This window comes from Paenibacillus sp. XP01 (genome assembly GCF_057364885.1).
Genome location: NZ_CP139481.1, coordinates 6,567,443 through 6,584,641, shown reverse-complemented (window position 1 = coordinate 6,584,641; position 17,199 = coordinate 6,567,443). Strand labels below are relative to the sequence as shown.

19 protein-coding genes are annotated in these 17,199 nt (G+C 55.5%); 15 read left to right on the top strand and 4 right to left on the bottom strand.

The window, feature by feature from the left end; translation table 11 throughout:
* Positions 1 to 127: 127 nt before the first annotated feature.
* Both SNR34_RS29645 and SNR34_RS29640 read right to left on the bottom strand, forming a co-directional pair.
* Positions 128 to 1,312, bottom strand: a complete 1,185-nt coding sequence (locus tag SNR34_RS29645; RefSeq protein WP_236413350.1) for a glycoside hydrolase family 130 protein — start codon at positions 1,310 to 1,312, stop codon at positions 128 to 130.
* Between the two features lie 2 nt (positions 1,313 to 1,314).
* The gene (locus tag SNR34_RS29640) at positions 1,315 to 2,496 is read right to left on the bottom strand and encodes an AGE family epimerase/isomerase (protein WP_236413349.1); all 1,182 of its coding nucleotides are present in this window, start codon (positions 2,494 to 2,496) and stop codon (positions 1,315 to 1,317) included.
* 239 nt (positions 2,497 to 2,735) lie between these two features.
* On the opposite strand from SNR34_RS29640, the gene SNR34_RS29635 reads away from it, so the two are divergent.
* The 6 genes from SNR34_RS29635 to SNR34_RS29610 all read left to right on the top strand — a co-directional run bounded on the left by SNR34_RS29635 (position 2,736) and on the right by SNR34_RS29610 (position 8,101).
* Positions 2,736 to 4,046, top strand: a complete 1,311-nt coding sequence (locus SNR34_RS29635) for an ABC transporter substrate-binding protein (RefSeq protein ID WP_236413348.1) — start codon at positions 2,736 to 2,738, stop codon at positions 4,044 to 4,046.
* Positions 4,047 to 4,087: 41 nt separating this feature from the next.
* A complete protein-coding gene (locus SNR34_RS29630; RefSeq protein ID WP_236413347.1) occupies positions 4,088 to 4,261 on the top strand; it encodes a hypothetical protein in 174 nt (57 codons plus the stop codon).
* A complete protein-coding gene (locus SNR34_RS29625; RefSeq protein ID WP_339275177.1) occupies positions 4,258 to 5,145 on the top strand; it encodes a carbohydrate ABC transporter permease in 888 nt (295 codons plus the stop codon). Before SNR34_RS29630 ends, SNR34_RS29625 begins: the two co-directional genes overlap by 4 nt.
* A gap of 2 nt (positions 5,146 to 5,147) precedes the next feature.
* Positions 5,148 to 5,981 (top strand): carbohydrate ABC transporter permease, encoded by an 834-nt coding sequence (locus SNR34_RS29620; RefSeq protein WP_236413345.1) that lies wholly within the window; start codon positions 5,148 to 5,150, stop codon positions 5,979 to 5,981.
* A gap of 40 nt (positions 5,982 to 6,021) precedes the next feature.
* Complete coding sequence (locus tag SNR34_RS29615) at positions 6,022 to 7,059, top strand: glycoside hydrolase family 130 protein (protein ID WP_236413344.1); 1,038 nt, start codon at positions 6,022 to 6,024, stop codon at positions 7,057 to 7,059.
* 82 nt (positions 7,060 to 7,141) lie between these two features.
* Complete coding sequence (locus SNR34_RS29610; protein WP_486180790.1) at positions 7,142 to 8,101, top strand: acetylxylan esterase; 960 nt, start codon at positions 7,142 to 7,144, stop codon at positions 8,099 to 8,101.
* A 123-nt stretch (positions 8,102 to 8,224) separates the two neighbouring features.
* On the opposite strand, the gene SNR34_RS29605 is transcribed toward SNR34_RS29610, so the two are convergent.
* Together SNR34_RS29605 and SNR34_RS29600 are read right to left on the bottom strand one after the other, a co-directional pair.
* A complete protein-coding gene (locus SNR34_RS29605; RefSeq protein ID WP_339275172.1) occupies positions 8,225 to 8,803 on the bottom strand; it encodes an NAD(P)H-dependent oxidoreductase in 579 nt (192 codons plus the stop codon).
* Positions 8,804 to 8,894: 91 nt separating this feature from the next.
* A complete protein-coding gene (locus tag SNR34_RS29600) occupies positions 8,895 to 9,488 on the bottom strand; it encodes a TetR/AcrR family transcriptional regulator (RefSeq protein WP_343261800.1) in 594 nt (197 codons plus the stop codon).
* Positions 9,489 to 9,626: 138 nt separating this feature from the next.
* On the opposite strand from SNR34_RS29600, the gene SNR34_RS29595 reads away from it, so the two are divergent.
* The 9 genes from SNR34_RS29595 (at position 9,627) to SNR34_RS29555 (ending at position 17,198) form a co-directional block, all read left to right on the top strand.
* Positions 9,627 to 10,640, top strand: coding sequence for a phosphotransferase family protein (locus SNR34_RS29595; RefSeq protein ID WP_486180789.1), 1,014 nt, complete (start codon positions 9,627 to 9,629; stop codon positions 10,638 to 10,640).
* Positions 10,641 to 10,657: 17 nt separating this feature from the next.
* Positions 10,658 to 11,656 (top strand): glycosyltransferase, encoded by a 999-nt coding sequence (locus SNR34_RS29590; RefSeq protein ID WP_486180788.1) that lies wholly within the window; start codon positions 10,658 to 10,660, stop codon positions 11,654 to 11,656.
* Between the two features lie 57 nt (positions 11,657 to 11,713).
* Complete coding sequence (locus tag SNR34_RS29585) at positions 11,714 to 12,001, top strand: hypothetical protein (RefSeq protein WP_236413333.1); 288 nt, start codon at positions 11,714 to 11,716, stop codon at positions 11,999 to 12,001.
* Positions 12,002 to 12,073: 72 nt separating this feature from the next.
* On the top strand, positions 12,074 to 12,235 hold the full coding sequence (locus tag SNR34_RS29580; protein WP_236413332.1) for a hypothetical protein: 162 nt from the start codon (positions 12,074 to 12,076) through the stop codon (positions 12,233 to 12,235).
* A gap of 102 nt (positions 12,236 to 12,337) precedes the next feature.
* Entirely contained in the window at positions 12,338 to 14,299 is a 1,962-nt protein-coding gene (gene abc-f, locus SNR34_RS29575; RefSeq protein WP_486180787.1) for a ribosomal protection-like ABC-F family protein, read from the top strand.
* A 321-nt stretch (positions 14,300 to 14,620) separates the two neighbouring features.
* The gene (locus SNR34_RS29570) at positions 14,621 to 15,088 is read left to right on the top strand and encodes a hypothetical protein (protein ID WP_486180786.1); all 468 of its coding nucleotides are present in this window, start codon (positions 14,621 to 14,623) and stop codon (positions 15,086 to 15,088) included.
* Entirely contained in the window at positions 15,088 to 15,375 is a 288-nt protein-coding gene (locus SNR34_RS29565; protein WP_236413329.1) for a hypothetical protein, read from the top strand. Before SNR34_RS29570 ends, SNR34_RS29565 begins: the two co-directional genes overlap by 1 nt.
* 5 nt (positions 15,376 to 15,380) lie before the next feature.
* On the top strand, positions 15,381 to 16,763 hold the full coding sequence (locus SNR34_RS29560) for a glutathionylspermidine synthase family protein (protein WP_486180785.1): 1,383 nt from the start codon (positions 15,381 to 15,383) through the stop codon (positions 16,761 to 16,763).
* A gap of 30 nt (positions 16,764 to 16,793) precedes the next feature.
* On the top strand, positions 16,794 to 17,198 hold the full coding sequence (locus SNR34_RS29555; RefSeq protein ID WP_236413327.1) for a DUF350 domain-containing protein: 405 nt from the start codon (positions 16,794 to 16,796) through the stop codon (positions 17,196 to 17,198).
* Position 17,199: the final 1 nt, after the last annotated feature.

Below are 17,199 nucleotides of genomic sequence, written 5' to 3'. Positions count from 1 at the left end.
TCTTCATTTCGTTATGCATAGTAACAATCCATATCAGTATACATCGTTACTTGCGCGGAATAAAGAAATTCGAGGGTAAAGAAGGCCGTTCCTGGCCAGCGGAAGGATCGGTCTCTTCGGATGCGCTTCAGGTTGTTTGGAGCTGCAGCAGTTTTTCGTTCTGCGCGATAAGCTCGCCGCGCTGAATGGCGCAATCCAGGGAGCGATATGGATCGGCTGGCGTATTGAAGGTGTAATCGACCAGCTTATCCAACGTCGTCGTGGCCACATGGCAGCGGGTATCGCTGGATGCGTAATAAATGAATACCTCGTCCTTCTCGTTGACTACGGCGCCGTTGCAGAAGATGACGTTGGATACGTCGCCTACGCGCTCATCGTCATAAGGTGCGATGAAATGCCCGCCGGGTTTGGCGATCACTCGCGCTGGGTCCTCCAGGGCCGTCGCGAACGTGTACAGCACGTAACGCAGGCCTGCGGCCGTATTGCGCACCCCGTGAGCGATATGGATCCAACCGCGGTCGGTTTTGAGCGGAGCGGGCCCTTGACCGTTTTTCACCTCATAAACCGTGTGGTAGCGGCGTTCGTCCATGACGCGCTCTTCGTCGATCTTCGGATTAAGGATGTCATCGCACAATCCGAATGCGATACCGCCGCCGGTGCCTGTAGAGATGAATCCGTCCTGCGGTCGGGTATAGAACGCGTATTTGCCGTCCACGAATTCCGGGTGCAGCACCACGTTGCGCTGCTGCGGCGATTTCGTTTGAATGTTCGGCAGGCGCTCCCATGTGGCGAGATCCCGCGTCCGTACAAGTCCTGCCTGGGCTACGGCGCTGGACGTGTCCGATGCGGGCACGTCAGGGTCCTTGCGCTCCGAACAGTAAATGCCGTAGATCCAGCCGTCTTCATGCTTGACGAGCCGCATGTCGTACTGATTGGTTTCGTCCGCATCAATGTCGTTCCAGACCAGCGGGGCTCCCGTGAAACGGAATCCGTCGATGCCGTTATCGCTCTCGGCAAGCGCAAAGATGGATTTCCGGTCCAATCCTTCGGTTCGTACCACCAAGATATATTTTCCCTCGTGATAGATCGCGCCCGGATTCAAAGTGGCATTGATGCCGAGCCGTTCCATGAAATGCGGATTGGTCTGCTCATTCAGATCGAATCTCCAGTGCAGCGGTACGTGATGGCGCGTAACGACAGGATAGCGGTATCGATCGTATATGCCGTTGTAGAAAGAATCGCATTTCTCATTCGGACGGTTCAGCAGCAGTTCTTGTTGTTCGAGCATGTCATAATATTTCGGGTGTATCATCGTTATCCCATCCTCTCGATTAGTTCGATGCAAAATCGGCTGTTATGGTAAGGGCATTTCCATGGCCCGGCCATTTCGTGAAGGCTTGGCGTGCCGTCCGCGGCGACCGACCAGAACCATTCCCCGCCCGGACGCGAATCGACGATATGCTCCTTCGTGTATTTCCACAATCCGCTTACCTTCTCCAGAAACGAAGTATCCCCAGTGCGCTGATATGCATTGTAGAAACCGACCATCGCTTCGGCCTGAACCCACCAGATTCTCGTGTCGTCCACGCGGCCGTCTTCCCGCTCGTTGGCGAGCGAACCGTCCGGCTGGATCGCTTCGGCGGCAATGTTGTAGGCAATATCCTTCACCATCGAAGAATATTGGGGATGCTGATCCAGTCCAAGCACACGAAGGGTATCGTCGATCAGCCAGCTCGCCTCGATGTCATGTCCGTAGGATTGCAGGTCAATGATGGAATTCCACTGTTTATCAAAAAACACCCCCAGAAATGCGGTGTCCGGGTTGTACACATGTTCATGCAAAATGGCGAGCAAACGCTCCAGTGCAGCCTTCACCCTGGCATCCGGCCAGACGCGGTACAGGGTGGTGTACGCCTCCAGCACATGTATGTGCGTATTCATCGTATAGTCCGCGATGACCCCGTTTTCGCTTAACATTTCATTGGGCTGTTCGTTCCAGTGACGGTCGAACTGCTCCTTGTAGGCAGGCAGCTCCTTGTTCAGACCTTTGTCCTCGATCAGGTCGAACAGGGCCCGAGCCAACCCCAGCGCCGAGGTGTCTGCTGTCGCTCGGTAATACTCGCTGAGCGAGTAAACCCCGAATGCTTGCGCATATACATGTTTGCTGGTGTCGAGGGCTTTTCCGTCGGCCTCTACCATCCAGTACAGCCCGCCGTGCTCGGCATCGAGCAGATGATTGACGAGAAATCGGTAGGCGTGCTCCGCATGCTCGCGCCATTTCGCTTCGCCCGTCACGCGATATGCGGCTGCAAAGGACCATAGCTGGCGCGCGGTTGCAATCCCGCCTTTGGGGGCATCCTGATTCACGCGCAGGCCGTTGTCGACCCAGCCGTAGTATCCGCCGTGCTTGTCATCCTTAAGGGCGGACCAGAAAGGCAAAATTTTCTCTTCCCAGTGCGCTTTGATTTCGTGTTTGAGTTGTGCTGCCTCGATCATGAATGAGCGCTCCTTCAGATTTGGTATGAACGTATTTTAATTAAAACATAAAATAAAGTAATCGGTAACCTTAGTTTATTATATTATGGGGGAGAAGGTTGGATGTCAATGAGCCGTTATGCATTCCATCGAAAAGAAGCAATGTTTCTCTGTATTGACACGTAAGCGTTACCAATATAGAATTCATTTTGTAACCTAAACGATAACTTAATTTATAACTCGAAAGGGGTCGAAGCTTCATGAAGAAACCAAAAGGTTGGATGCTGCTGCTCACCATGCTGCTCATTACTTCATTGCTTGCAGCATGTTCGTCGGGAGGCGGGACTTCGGCAGGCGAAGAAATCAGCACGGACCCGGCCGACATCAAAGGCGAAATTACGGTATTGACGCAGCGGACGGATATCGTGGACACCGTATTCAAGGAGTACGCCGCAGAATTCAACAAGGAGTATCCGGATGTAAAGGTCAACTTTCAGGCATTGGCCGATTATGAGGGTCAGGTGAAGATCCGCATGAGCACGAAGGATTACGGTGATGTGCTCATGATTCCGACCAGTGTGCCGATTGCGGATATTCCTGATTTCTTCGAGCCGCTTGGCACGTACGACGAGCTGAAGGACAAATACACCGCCATCGAAGAACGCATGGTGGACGGCAAGGTGTACGGCATTCCGACGGTGATTACGTTCTCCGGCATCATTTATAACAAACAGGTCTTCAAGGATGCGGGCATTGCCGAATTGCCGAAAACGCCGGAGCAATTTCAGGCCGCTCTGCAAGTCATCAAAAACAACACCGATGCGATCCCGCTCTATACGAACTATGCATCAGGCTGGGCATTGACCCAATGGGAATCGGATTTGCCTACCGTGGCCGGCAGCATCGATTACGTGAATGTAGAACAGCCGAACACCGACGATAACTTCGTGCCAGGTCAGCCGCATTACGAGCTGTACAAGGTGCTGTATGATGCCGCCAAGAACGGTCTGATCGAGAAAGATCCGACAACAACCGATTGGGAGAGCTCCAAGGCGGATCTGGCGAATGGGAAAATCGCGACGATGGCGCTTGGCTCTTGGGCCATCACGCAGATTCAGGATCTTACCGACAAACCGGACGACATCGGATTTCTGCCGTTCCCGACCAATGCAAGCGAGGTCATCGTGCCGCTCTCCGCGGACTACAACATCGGCATGAACGTAAACAGCGAGAACAAACCGGCCGCCAAGGCATGGATCGACTGGTTCCTGGCCAAATCCAATTATGCCGTCGAGCAGGGCGGCGGCATGAGCGCCGACAAGAGCGCGGAACTGCCTCCGATTCTGAAGCAATACAGCGACGTGAAATTTTCGACGCTGACGCCGGCGAAGGAAGGGCAGGAAGGATTGATCGACAAAATCGACAACGAAGGCGAAATCGGCCTTTGGCAGCCGGACTTCAAGAAACGCATCATCGAAGCCGCCATCGGCAATCGCAGCGAAACCTATGATGACATCATGAAAGACCTGAACGACAAGTGGGTCAAAGCGCGTGCCGAAGTCGCAAAGTAAATCATCCGTCGGCGTTGCGATCCGGTGAGAGAGAAAAGGAGTTGTCTGGGAAACGGGGCCTGCCGGGTTCCGTTTGCCGGGTAGCGTACACCCGGATCGCAAGCCGTTTCAGTCTGGATCAGGAGTCGTGCGGCGGGCGGCATGTTCCCGAACGCCGTTCAATCGACGTTTTTGCAAATAGCGGAGATATCCGCTGGGAGGTGTGGAGAGCATGAAATACTTGAAGGTTTCCGATTGGGGCTATTCGGCTCAACGCAAACTGATTATTATCCTTTTTTCCATCGTGCCGTTGGCACTTTTGTTTACCTTCGCCTACTTGCCCGTGTTCAACATGTTCAAGTACAGCTTCACCGATTGGAACGGATACAGCAAGCGCATGGACTATGTCGGCTTCGAAAATTACGCGCGCATCTTCAGTGATCCGGAGTATTTCAAAGTATTCATCGTCAGTGCCTATTATTTCGTGGCTACGTTTGTGCAGATGGGGCTGGCTCTATATTTTGCCACCATTCTGAGCTTCAATTTGCGAGGCAAAAATTTGTTCAAGGGCGTGCTCTTTTTCCCGTACCTGCTGAACGGGGTGGCGATCGGATTCATCTTCCTGTTTTTCTTCAAGCCGGACGGCACGCTGGATACATTGCTGAACGCACTTGGCCTCGGTCAATATACGCAGCTGTGGCTCGGAAATCCGAACATCATCAACGTTTCGCTGGCGAGTGCGTCGGTGTGGAGATATATGGGCTTCAACTTCATTATTTTCCTTGGAGCGATCTCCTCCATTCAAAAAGATGTGTACGAAGCGGCTGATATTGACGGAGCCAATCGCTGGCAGCAGTTCCGGCATATCATCCTGCCGAGCATCGTCAAGATTTTGCAGCTTAATCTAATTTTGGCCATCAGCGGCGCCATTAGCGCGTTCGATATTCCATATATCATGACCGACGGCTCCAACGGAAGCATGACGTTTGTGATCCAGACGGTACATTTGGCCTTCAAATACGGCAAGCTGGGGCTGGCTTCGGCTATGGCGGTCGTGCTGCTGCTGATCGTCATCGTAGTAACGATGATCCAGCGCATCGCCATTAAAGGGGAGGACTGAACATGCAACAAGCCAAATATACGCTCGCGGGCATTTTCAAGTATGCCTCGCTCATCATCGCCGCATTGGTCGCTTTGATCCCGATTGTGGTCGTGCTGTTCGCTTCCTTCAAAACCAACGGAGAATACGCAACGAGCAGCCCGCTGGCCCCGCCGGAGAACTGGCTTAACTTCGCCAATTACACGAAGGCGTTCGTGGACGGCAACATGCTTACAGGTTTCAAAAACACGCTGATCATTCTGGTCATCTCCATCATTGGAGCAACGCTCACCGGTTCCATGATCGCCTACATTCTGGACCGTTTTAACTTTCGGGGCAAAAAGGTGATGCTGACCGCCTTTCTGCTGGCGACGCTCATTCCGAGCGTAACGACGCAAGTCGCCACCTTCCAGATTATCAATGCGCTGGAGCTGTTCAATACGCGCTGGGCGGCCATCGTCATGTATCTGGGCACCGACATTATTGCCGTATATATTTTCCTGCAATTTCTGGGTTCGATCTCCACGGCGCTGGACGAGTCGGCGATGCTGGACGGGGCGTCCTACTTCACCATTTACTGGAGAATCATTTTGCCGCTGCTCAAGCCGGCCATCGTGACCGTCATTATCGTCAAAGGGGTCAACATCTATAACGATTTCTACACGCCGTTCCTGTACATGCCCAAAACCGATTTGCAGGTCATCTCGACCGCTCTCTTCAAGTTCAAGGGCCCTTTCGGCTCCCAATGGGAGGTCATCAGCGCAGGCATCATGATCGCTATCATTCCTACCATGATTATTTTCCTGCTGCTGCAGAAATACATCTATAACGGCTTCACGCAAGGTTCGGTCAAATAGTCGGATCGATAATCATTTCACATGAAGGGAGATCAATACGATGACTGTCATCGAAAAGAAAGAAATTCGCATCGTCGGCGAGGCCTTGTCCAACATGCCATGGGAGGATAAACCGGAGGGCTTCGAGGGTCCGGTGTGGCGTCATTCCGCCAATCCGGTCATTCCGCGCAATCCGGCCAAGGGAGTAGCCCGCGTCTTCAACAGCGCGGTGGTGCCATACGAGGGCAAATTCATCGGCGTGTTCCGCGCCGAAACGATCAACGGCCGTCCGCACCTGCATCTGGGAAGAAGCGAAGACGGGTTGAGCTGGACGATCGAGGAGGAACGGATCGCCTTCGTGGACGAACAAGGCGAGCCCTTCATGCCGAATTATGCGTACGACCCGCGGCTGGTGAAGGTTGAGGACGCCTACTACATCATTTGGTGCACCGACTTTTATGGCGCTGCTCTCGGACTGGCCCGGACGGACGATTTCAAAACGTTTGTGCGGCTCGAAAATCCGATGCTGCCGTTCAATCGCAACGGCGTGCTGTTCCCGCGCAAAATCAACGATAACTATGTCATGCTGTCCAGGCCCAGCGACAGCGGGCATACGCCGTTCGGTGACATTTTCCTCAGTGAAAGTCCGGATCTGGTGTATTGGGGCAAACATCGCCATGTGATGAGCAAGGGGGGCCAAGGCTGGTGGCAATCGGTCAAAATCGGAGGCGGGCCTGCTCCGATCGAAACGTCGGAGGGCTGGCTGATGTTCTACCACGGCGTTACCGGCACGTGCAACGGCTTCGTGTACAGCATGGGTGCCGTCATCCTGGATCTGGATGAGCCGTCGAAGGTGAAGTACCGTTCGGCCAACTTTGTGCTGACCCCGGAGCAATGGTATGAGGAGCAGGGTTTTGTGGACAATGTGGTATTCCCGTGCGCCACGCTGCATGATGCGGAGTCCGGCAGGATCGCGATCTATTATGGCGCTGCAGATACGTATGTCGGCGTTGCGTATACAACGGTCGGCGAGATCGTGAACTACGTGATCGAAACCAACGAAGTGATTCCCGGGGATACAGAGGAAGGACGCCTGTAATTTCCCGAACGGATGCGGGGGGAGAGATTCTTGCTCCCGTTCCAGACGGGCAGGGATGATTGACCATGAAGGGGTGAGCAGCATGGGCGATATGCCTTTGGAACAACTAAAAGCCTACAGCGGAAGCAGTCCGAAGCCGGAGGACTTCGACGCCTATTGGGAGCGGGCGCTTGCGGAGCTGGAACGACAGCCGCTGGACTATGAACTGGTGCCGGCATCATTCCAATCGCCGGTGGCCGAATGCTTCCACCTATACTTTACAGGGGTGGGAGGTGCAAGGGTACATGCCAAGCTGGCACGTCCGATCCGATCGTCCGCCGACCAAGGGCCGGCGATGGCGATGTTTCACGGATACTCGTGCGACAGCGGCGACTGGTTCGACAAGGTCGCGTATGCGGCCCACGGCATGACGGTGCTGGCGCTGGATTGCCGGGGGCAGGGCGGCCTGTCGGAGGATAACCAGTCCGTGAAGGGGACGACCATTCGCGGGCAGATCATTCGCGGCCTGGACGATCCGGACCCGGATAAGCTGTACTACCGCCAGGTTTTCCTCGATACCGTACAGACGGTGCGCATTCTGATGGCGATGCCTGGCGTGGATGAAGGCCGCGTGGGCGTATACGGATGCTCGCAGGGAGGCGCGCTGGCCGCGGCCTGTGCCGCACTGGAACCGCGCGTGAAGCTGGCGGTGTCCGTCTATCCCTTTCTCTCCGACTACAAGCGCGCCTGGGAGCTGGGGGCATCCACATCAGCCTATGAGGAGCTCGTCTACTATTTCCGCTGGTTCGACCCGAACCATCTGCGGGAGGAAGAGGTGTTTCGCAGGCTGGGGTACATCGACATATCCAATCTGGCCGACCGTATTCGCGCAAGGGTGCTGTTCGTCACGGGGCTGGCCGATCCGGTCTGTCCGCCATCCACCCAGTTTGCGGCATACAACCGCATAGCTGCGGAGAAAGAGCTGCTGGTGTATCCCGAATACGGGCACGAATACTTGCCTGGACTATCCGACCGGACGCTAAAAGCTTTCCTTCAGTTATAGAAGATAGCGCATGCCAAACTAAAATGAGAAATGCGGCCTTTGTGGGGCCGCATTTTTTGCATGGGGCGAGTGCCGTCCGTCTGATGATGAAAAAATAAAAAAGCGGCGGCGGAGCCGGAGAGGCTACTTCAGCCGCTGCCCGAGCCGTTCTATTTTCCCGGCCCAGGACTGCCGGCGTTCCGCCGAGAGCTTGCCCACTTGGCCCACGGCGGTGATGCCGATCGGTTTGATGCCGCAGAAGCGGAGAATGGAGTTTTTCATCATGTTGTGGCCCGGCTGGCCTTGGATGAACTTGAAGTACCAGTGCGGTCCGTCCATCGTTGTAATCAGGCGGGCCGTGCGGCCTTTAAGCAGCTGTTCGGGCAAGGGGCTCCCCTTTTTATATTTGAAGCCGAATCCCGGCTGCAATATCCGGTCCAGAAACCCTTTCAGCAGCGCGGGTGGACCTCCCCACCAGATCGGATAGACAAACACGATGTGTTCTGCCCACTTGATGAGCTCCTGCGCTTCCAGGAGATCGGGTTCAAGCGGCATTTTGTCACGGTAACCTCCCGAAAGGTTGGGGTCAAACCGCATTTCGTTGAGATGAATGACGCGCACGTCGGCCCCGGCTGCCAAGGCGCCTTTGCGATAGGCTTCCGCCAGCGTGCCGTTAAAACTGTTCGTGACCGGGTTGGACTCGATGATCAATACGTTTTTCATGGGCAAACACTTCCCGTTCCATTATTTTAGTTAATGTTTACTAACCTTATAGGCATAAGAAAAGGCCATGAATGACCTGTTCTTTTGGTTATCATCCGAAATTCGGTTGGGCCGTCAGCATGGCTCCCAATCGCTGCGCCGCTTCAGCTGCGTATGGGGCAAGCTGCTGGGGCAGCTCGCCTTGCATGCTGGCCGTAGCCATGCTGGTTACGGCACCGATCAAGAGCACGGCGGTGAACCTTGCGTTCTGCTCCGGCAACTCGCCGGTCTGCATGCCTGCTTCGATCAAATCGGCGAGCGCGTCGAGCGGCTGGCGGTAATCGTCGCTGCTGCCCATGTCGGCAAAGATTTCGTGGTTCTGGGATATCAGCAGCAACCCGTAAGGGTCTTCATCGTGAAGCCGCAGCACGTCGGTGATGAGTTGGGTGAAACGCATCATAACCGGCCCTTCCTGCCGGACATATCCGTCAATCAAGGCGGTATACTCAGCGCAATATTGAGTGAACGCTTCGAGCGCGACGGCATCCTTGTTTTTGAAATGTTTATAGATCGCCGCGTCGGTCACCCCGGCAGCGTCTCCGATCTCTTTGACGGAAATGCCGTCAACGCCTTTGGTCGCAAAGAGCCGCATAGCCGCTCTCAGAATATCTTTCTTTTTGCTGTCAGCATGAGGTTTGTTTGTCATGGCTGTATAGTAAGTGATCGCTAACCAAAATGCAAGGGTTAAGATGGTTGGCTTATTCTTGCAGACAGGTAGGCGCTCAAAGTATGATGATTACAACTATGGCAGGACAGATCGGAATATGAACGGAAGGTGTGTCGGATGAACGAACATTTGCGAGTGAAGCAATGGGTTACAACCGAAGGGGAGCTGGACGAGCGGCATGTCAAGGGCCGGGAAACGCTGTACCAGGGATGGAACGGACGATGCGTCGAACGGTTCATCGGTGCGGATGGATGCAGTTATATTTTCAAACCGTTGACCCATCCTGACCAATATGGGAAAGAGCAGTGGGTGGCCGAACATGTGCTGCCCGCGTTGCCGCCGATCTACCCGCGCTTGATCGCGGCATCTTCGCCCGGTACCGCACCTGAACGAAGCTGGATCGTCTATGAAGACTTGGGCAGGCTGGTGCATGACTCCAGCGAGGAGACAATGATTGCGGCTGCGGCGCAGATAGCCCGATGGCATTCGCTGCCTGCAGCGCAGTGGGCCGGGCTTCCGCGCCATGGACATAAGCCTCCAATGGATCGCATGCTGGACGAGTTGTTGGAGCAAGGGCAAACGGTTAACGAGATGCTGGCGAATCTGGGCATTCACCTGACTGTGGATCAATGGAAACGCATCCCGGTCTGGATTCGTTTGTCATCGGCAGCATTATCGCCCGTCCTTTGCCATGGAGACCTTCATCCAGGCAACATTGCCGCTTCAGAGGGGCGGACCGTCATCATCGACTGGGAGCATGCCCATTTGAACAACCCGTTATGGGATGTCTACCATCTGATCGACTTGGCGCATCCGCTTTTTCCGCGCAGGGTGTCGCCCGAACTGCGGGAGCGTGTGCTGGAAGCGTATCTGGATGGACGTGAGCGGCATGGCGAGCGGGCAGAGCGGGTGAAGCGGTCTTCTTTCGTACAGTGGTATCATGCGTATGCCTTCGTATTTTCCATTTGGATGTTAAGGCTGATCGAAGGCGATTTGCGGCGGGAGCACTGCGTTTGGCCGGAGGACCAGCTGCGGAATCAATGGCGGGAGACGGCGGCAGCGTTGAACCAATGTGCGGCAGCGTTATTTGGCCAAACTACGGGCCCGCATGAACGTCCGGAACGCGAATAGAATGAGGGGGATGAGGTATGCATAAAGTAGGACTGATCATGCGTAAAATCCAATTCGCGGAGGCACAGGGCCCGCGCGTGTTTGCAGAGCGGCTGAAACAGATCGGACAGGAGCTGGGCGTGGAGATCGTCTTCATTTCGCCGGAGCGGCATGTGAGCGGATATGACTGGCTTCCGGGCTATGAGCATGAGAAGGGCGACTTGGTGAACTATGACGTCGTGCTCGACCAAATTTACAGTCAACATATCGAGCATGTCATTTATACCGTGTCCGGTTTTACCTTCCTGAACATGTTTTTGCCCAAAAGCGTGCTGTTCCCGCACAGTTTCCCCGACCCGGCGCTGACCGGATACGAAATGATGAAACCATTTTACACGATGGTGGACAAGGCGATTGTGCAGACCGATTTTCTAAAAAGAGAGCTGGATCGCCAATTCGGCGTACATGACGTCAACGTCATTCCGATCGGCTTCGACGAAGAGCTTGCACGCCGGCATTACGACCCGGATCAGGTCGTCCATAACCGGGTGCTCTGGATCGGCCGCGACGAGGCCAACCGGCGTCCCGACCTCGTATTGGACTATGCCCGGCAGAACCCGGACAAGGACGTATACATGGTATTCGGCGGCCGCCGTTATGAGGAGAGCATGAAAAAGTATGACATTCCGCTCAACGTGAAGCTGAAGTTTGCGTTGACGCAGGCCGAGGTGTTCACCCTGATGAACACGGCCAAGGTATATTGGAGCTGCTCGACCTTCGATACGTTCGCGATGCCGCTGACCGAAGCGATGGCCATGGGCAAGCTGGTTGTGAAACCGGAGCACGCCTGCTACGGCCACATTCGCGGCCCGCATGCCTTTGCAGGCAACGAAGCCAATTGGTTCGAGCTGGTCAATATGGCGGCAGCCTCGCCGCGCAAGGTATCGGAGGATAACCGGGAGTATGCGTTCGGCGCGTTCTCGCGCACGACCATGAAAGAGGGGTATCAGGCGTTTTTCTCGCAATGGCTGAACTAGCCAAGCGGGCCCCGCGGTACCGGTTTAAGGCAGGATCGCGAACAAGGAGGAGTACGTATGGGAGTGCTGATCTTATGGACGCTGCTGATGGTCGCGGTGCAACTGCTGATCGGATGGAGCATCTATCGTTTACAGGGTCGGAAGCTGACGTGGGTTCAGTTTGTTTTGCCCGGATTCGTGATCGTGGGCGGGGGTACCATCATTCTGATCAGTGCGCGCATCGGCGGCTGGAGCGGGCTTGGATACGGTTTGATGGGCATGTCCATTCTGGCTTCGGGACTGCTTTCCTTCGTGTCCGTGGTGATTGCGCTGGTTGTAACGCATCGGCGCAGAACAGGTCGCTGAAAAAATCGGGCTTGCAGTTCGCCATGATGCTATGATATATTGGCAATAATTATGACAAGGAGGTGAAGACAGGTGAATCACGAGATGGTCAACAACCGTATTAGCCAGCTGCCGATCGCTATGGCTGGCATTGTTCATACTTTTCCGTACAACGGGAGAAGTCTGTCCATTTTTGAATATACGGAAGTTAACCATAGCGAGAAGATGCCTGCCTTGACCTCATTCGGACGATAAGCGATAATTTGCGCTTGAATTCTGAAGGGCCGCGGAGCTAACCTCCTGCGGCTCTTTTTGTGTTGCGGTCGGGCTCTTCCATACCATAGGAGGAACCTAACAATGATGATGATTAGCGCGCAACAATTGACCCAATATTACGGAGCACATCTGGTGCTGGACGGCATTACGTTTGAAATCATGGAAGGAGACAAGGTTGCCCTGGTCGGCCGCAACGGCAGCGGCAAGACGACCTTGATGCGGCTGCTTGCCCGGCTGGCACAGCCCGATGAGGGACAACTGACCATAAAAAGGGATACGAAGATCGGCTACGTGGCCCAAATCCCTGAGGGACTGGACGATTACACGGTGCTCGATGTGCTGAGCCTCGGATTCCGCGAGCTGACGGACTGCCGTGCCCGCATGAAGGAACTGGAGCAGCAAATGTCCGACCCCGATTGCGCGGGGGATGCCGACCAGCTGGAGAAGCTGTTGAAACGGTACGCCTCGCTGCAGGAGCAGTTCGAGCGGCAAGGCGGATACGAGATGGATGCGCGAATCGACCAGATTGCAGACGGGCTGGACATTGCGAAGGAGCATTACGGCTGGACATTCGGCGACTTGTCCGGCGGGGAGCAGACCCGCGTCGTGCTGGCTTCCCAGCTGATCGTCAGGCCGGACCTGCTGCTGCTGGATGAGCCGACCAACCATCTGGATCTGGAGCGGGTCGAGTGGCTTGAGGAATTCCTCAAGGAGTACGACGGAACCATCGTTCTGATCTCCCATGACCGTTATTTCCTCGACCGGGTGGTGACGCGCACCATTGAGTTGGAAGACGGGGAAGCGCATGCGTCGGCAGGCGGTTATACGGATTACATGCAGGACAAGGAGCGTCGATTGCTGCAGCAGTTCGAGGAATTCAAGGAACAGCAGAAGGTGATCAAAAAGATGAAGGAGACGATCCGCCAGCTCGAAGAATGGGGCCGGATCGGCGGCAACGAGAAATTTTTCCGCCGCGCGGCTTCCATGCGCAAAGCGCTGGAGCGGATGGAGAAGGTGAAACGTCCCGTGCTGGAGCGCCGCAACGCCGACTTCGACATGCGCACGGAAGATCGGACAGGGCGGCGGGTAGCCGTGCTGGATGACGTGCAGAAATGTTATGGCAGCCGCAGCATCTTGAACGGCGTGTCCGGATTGCTTGAATACGGCGACAAAATCGCCTTGATCGGCCGCAACGGTTCCGGCAAAACGACGCTGTTCAAGCTGCTGCTCGGCGAGGAGCAGCCTAGTGCCGGCAAGCTGGAGTGGGGGGCGCGAGTGGACGTCGGATACCTAGCCCAGCAGGAAGAGCCGGCCGATCCGAAGCTCACCGTGCTGGAGCATTTCCGGTTGGAGGCAGGCGTCGAGGAAGGGGAGGCAAGAGGCATTCTGGCGCGATACCTGTTCTACGGAGCGGATGTCTTCCGTTCGGTAGGGCAGCTCTCCGGCGGCGAATGGACGCGGCTGCGGCTCGCTCTGCTTGTGCAGCGGAAGCCGAACGTGCTGCTGCTGGACGAACCGACCAACCATCTGGACATCGCGTCCCGGGAAGCGTTGGAAGATTCGCTCGCCGATTACGATGGGACCGTGCTGGCGATCTCGCATGACCGTTATTTCGTCAATCGTCTGGCATCGCGCGTATGGGAGCTGGAGAACGGGCGGATGACGGCCTACCTCGGCGACTTTGAAGCTTACCGCACGAAAAAGGCGGAGCAGCTGCACCGCCGGGCAGAAGCGGAGCATTCAGGCAAAGACGTTGGTGCGCGACCGGGGAAAACCGCCCGTAATGCGGAGCGGACCGCTGCCTCTCCCTCCGCATCCCGCTTGGATGCCGGTTCTGGCGCAGCTTCATCGCGCAGCGGAAAGCCCGAAATGACGGCCGAGCAGCTGGAACGGCAGATCGCCGCGCTGGAGGCGGAGATGCAGGAATTCGACCGGCAGATGGAATCCCTTGCGGATACCGAGGAGCTCGCCCGACTTTGGAGCGAGCGGGAGCGCTGTTCTTCCGAGCACAATGAGCTGCTGGCGCGTTGGGCCGAGTTGTAGACAGGTCCGATGCTGCCATCGGCAGCGAAATGACTGGAAAGCGATGGCGTCGCCATCGCTTTTTGTATGCAGTGGACGGATTCTAATGTACAGGACATTCCGAGCGATAATATAATCAAAAAATTTCGCTAAATGATATTGTGATTTCTTTAAACAGGCTTGGATCGGCATTTTCCTTGTCTATCGCAAGGGTGGGATTTTTTGAGTTCCATGGAGAAGTGTGTAACTTTTTTCTTGCTCATGCGTTAAATACGTTTGTAATTATTTTGAAACGGCTCCATCAGGGCTTACAGAAGGGAAGGACTCATTATTTATTACGCATTGACTTATCGGAACTGGTCGGATGAGAAGCGGATGGAAACGGGCGTATTGGAACAGTTGTCGCTATCCCGCGACGAGCTGTTCGTGCACAAGCTGGTCGACGCTACGCTGATGAAGAACAGGCTGTGGGCGCATCTCTCCAATGAATGCGAGGATGGTCGGGAGCATGCCGTCTACGTCGCGGACTACGAGAGCCAGAAACCTGAGGAGTATGGTGCGGCGATTGCGGACGCTGCCCTTGCCATGTGCAGGGTGTCCTCCACGTACGGTGCGGAATACATGCGCTGGGATGGAAGGGCTTTTCAGGAGTTCGATCCCGGTACCAACGTGTCGTACACGATGGAACTGGCGGAAGCGCTGCTGGACCATTACTTGGTTCGCCAAGGCGTTACCTATGAGATCGTGTATTCGGTATTGGATACGGATCGCAGGAAAGTCGTTATTTTCGTAAAGGAGGTTGATCTGTAATGGCAGACGAAGGTCGAAGCGATGCACCCAAAGCCGGATCGCGCGCGAAGCTGATCGCCTTCTCGCTGATGCTGGCCGTCCCGGCCGCATTGTCCGGCTGCAGCAGCGACGACGAATGCGATCCCGAATATGACACGGGTTGCGAATACGACTCCAGCAGCGGGCATTATTATTATGGAGGATCTTCCTCCAGCACCAGCAAATCGAGCGGCTACAGCAAATCCAGCTCAAGCTCCAAGTCCAAATCGAGCGGCTTCGGCAGCTTCTTTGGCGGTTCGGGGGGATAAGCGGCATGAGGCAGATTCATGAGCTGCCCTTCAGCCATGAGGAGGTATTTGCAGGCGAAGCGGGGCGCCACATTCCGTACCATCGCATGTACGGCAAGCAATATTGCGTGCCTGCGCTGACGGTGTACAACGAAGACGAGCTGCGGGAGCTGCGCGTTGCTGCCGAGGCTGTACAAGGTATTTACGGCAAAGTGCTGCGCTTCATCCAGCGCTACATGCCGGACAGCTTTCTGGTGCAGCAGTTGGGTATCCATCCCGGGCTTGTGCCGGCCGCCCGCATGGAGATGGTGCTTGGGGGAATTACCCGTCAGGACTGGATTATCGGCGAGGCTGGCTTCAAATGTATCGAAAACAATACGGATACGCCTACCGGCATTCCGGAAGCCGCCGTGCTTGAGGGCATTCTGGTCGGCATGGCGGACGGCAGCGCCGCTCTGGCCTCGCCTTCCGCAGATATGGACGAATGCATCCGCCTTTGCTTCCGCAGCTGGCTGGAGGAGTACGCGCGACGCGGGCTAACGGGAACGGTAACGTTTACGTCGTTCGGCGACCACCTGGAGGATCGCACCAACACGCAATATCTGATGGACAGGTGCCGGGAGGCCGGGTACGACGTGCATTACGCGCCGCTGGAAGAGCTGGAGATCGTTCCTGGCGAGGCGCTCTATCATCAGGGCCGCCGGATCGACCTGTTGTACCGGCTTTATCCGCTGGAATATCTGATCGATGATCGCGACGAAGAAACGGGTGTGGACATCGGCGCAGCTTTGCTGGAGCTGGTGCAGGAGGGTCGCCTCGGCCTGATGAACCCTGCCCAGCATGTGCTGATGCAGAGCAAGGGATTCATGGCGGCGATCTGGTCGCTCTACGAACGCAATGAGCAGACGCCGGAGTATTGCGGCTTCAGGCTGTTCGACGATGCGGAGCTGGCCGTGATCTCAAAATACCTGCTGCCGACGTATTTCGAATCCGGGCCTTTTGAGCTGCAATCGATCCCGTACGTGGCCAAAAGTTATTGGGGCCGCGAGGGGCGGGGCACCTCGTTGATCGGAGAGGAGCCTGCATCGGGAAGTGCCAATCGCGGAACAGAACACATCCCTTTCTTGCAGGAACGTCAGCAGGAGTGCATTGCAAGCAAAGGGGATGCCGCGGATGAAGACGATGCGGAAATCGCGGCGTATTATGATAACCAGCCCAAGATCTATCAGCAATTAGCCCCGATGGAACGGGCGCAAATGGCGACCGAAGACGGGCGGTACAGCGGTTATCTGCTGACAGGCGTATTTGTGATCGGCGGACGGTTTGCCGGCGTGCTGCCGCGGATCGGCGAGAAGGTGACCGGGGATATGGCCTATTATTGCGCCGCTTCGGTAAGCTTGGTGAAATGAACGGATGAATGATGAGGAGGATGAACGGCAATGGAAAATTTGGGAGTGAACCTGCTGAACGTGGCGATAGGCATCGGCATTTTGCTGGTGGTGCTGGTGTGCGGGTATTTTGCGTTCAGCAGACTGACCCGTTATAACGACAGCGAGGAGATCGCTAAAGGCAATGAGGCGGCGGGAATGTACATGGGAAGCAAGCTGCTCGGGCTGTGCATTATCGTGGGCATGGTGTCCTTCTCCACGCATTCCTGGCTGGATATGTTGATCTGGTCGGTATTGGGAATTATTATTCTGTGCTTGGTTTATATTATATTCGATTTCCTGACTCCGAAAATGCGCGTATGCGACGAAATTGCCAAGGGCAATATGGCCGTGGCTCAGCTGCTGCGTTCGATCATCATCGGCGTTTCCATCGTCATTGGCACTTTTTTGATGTAAA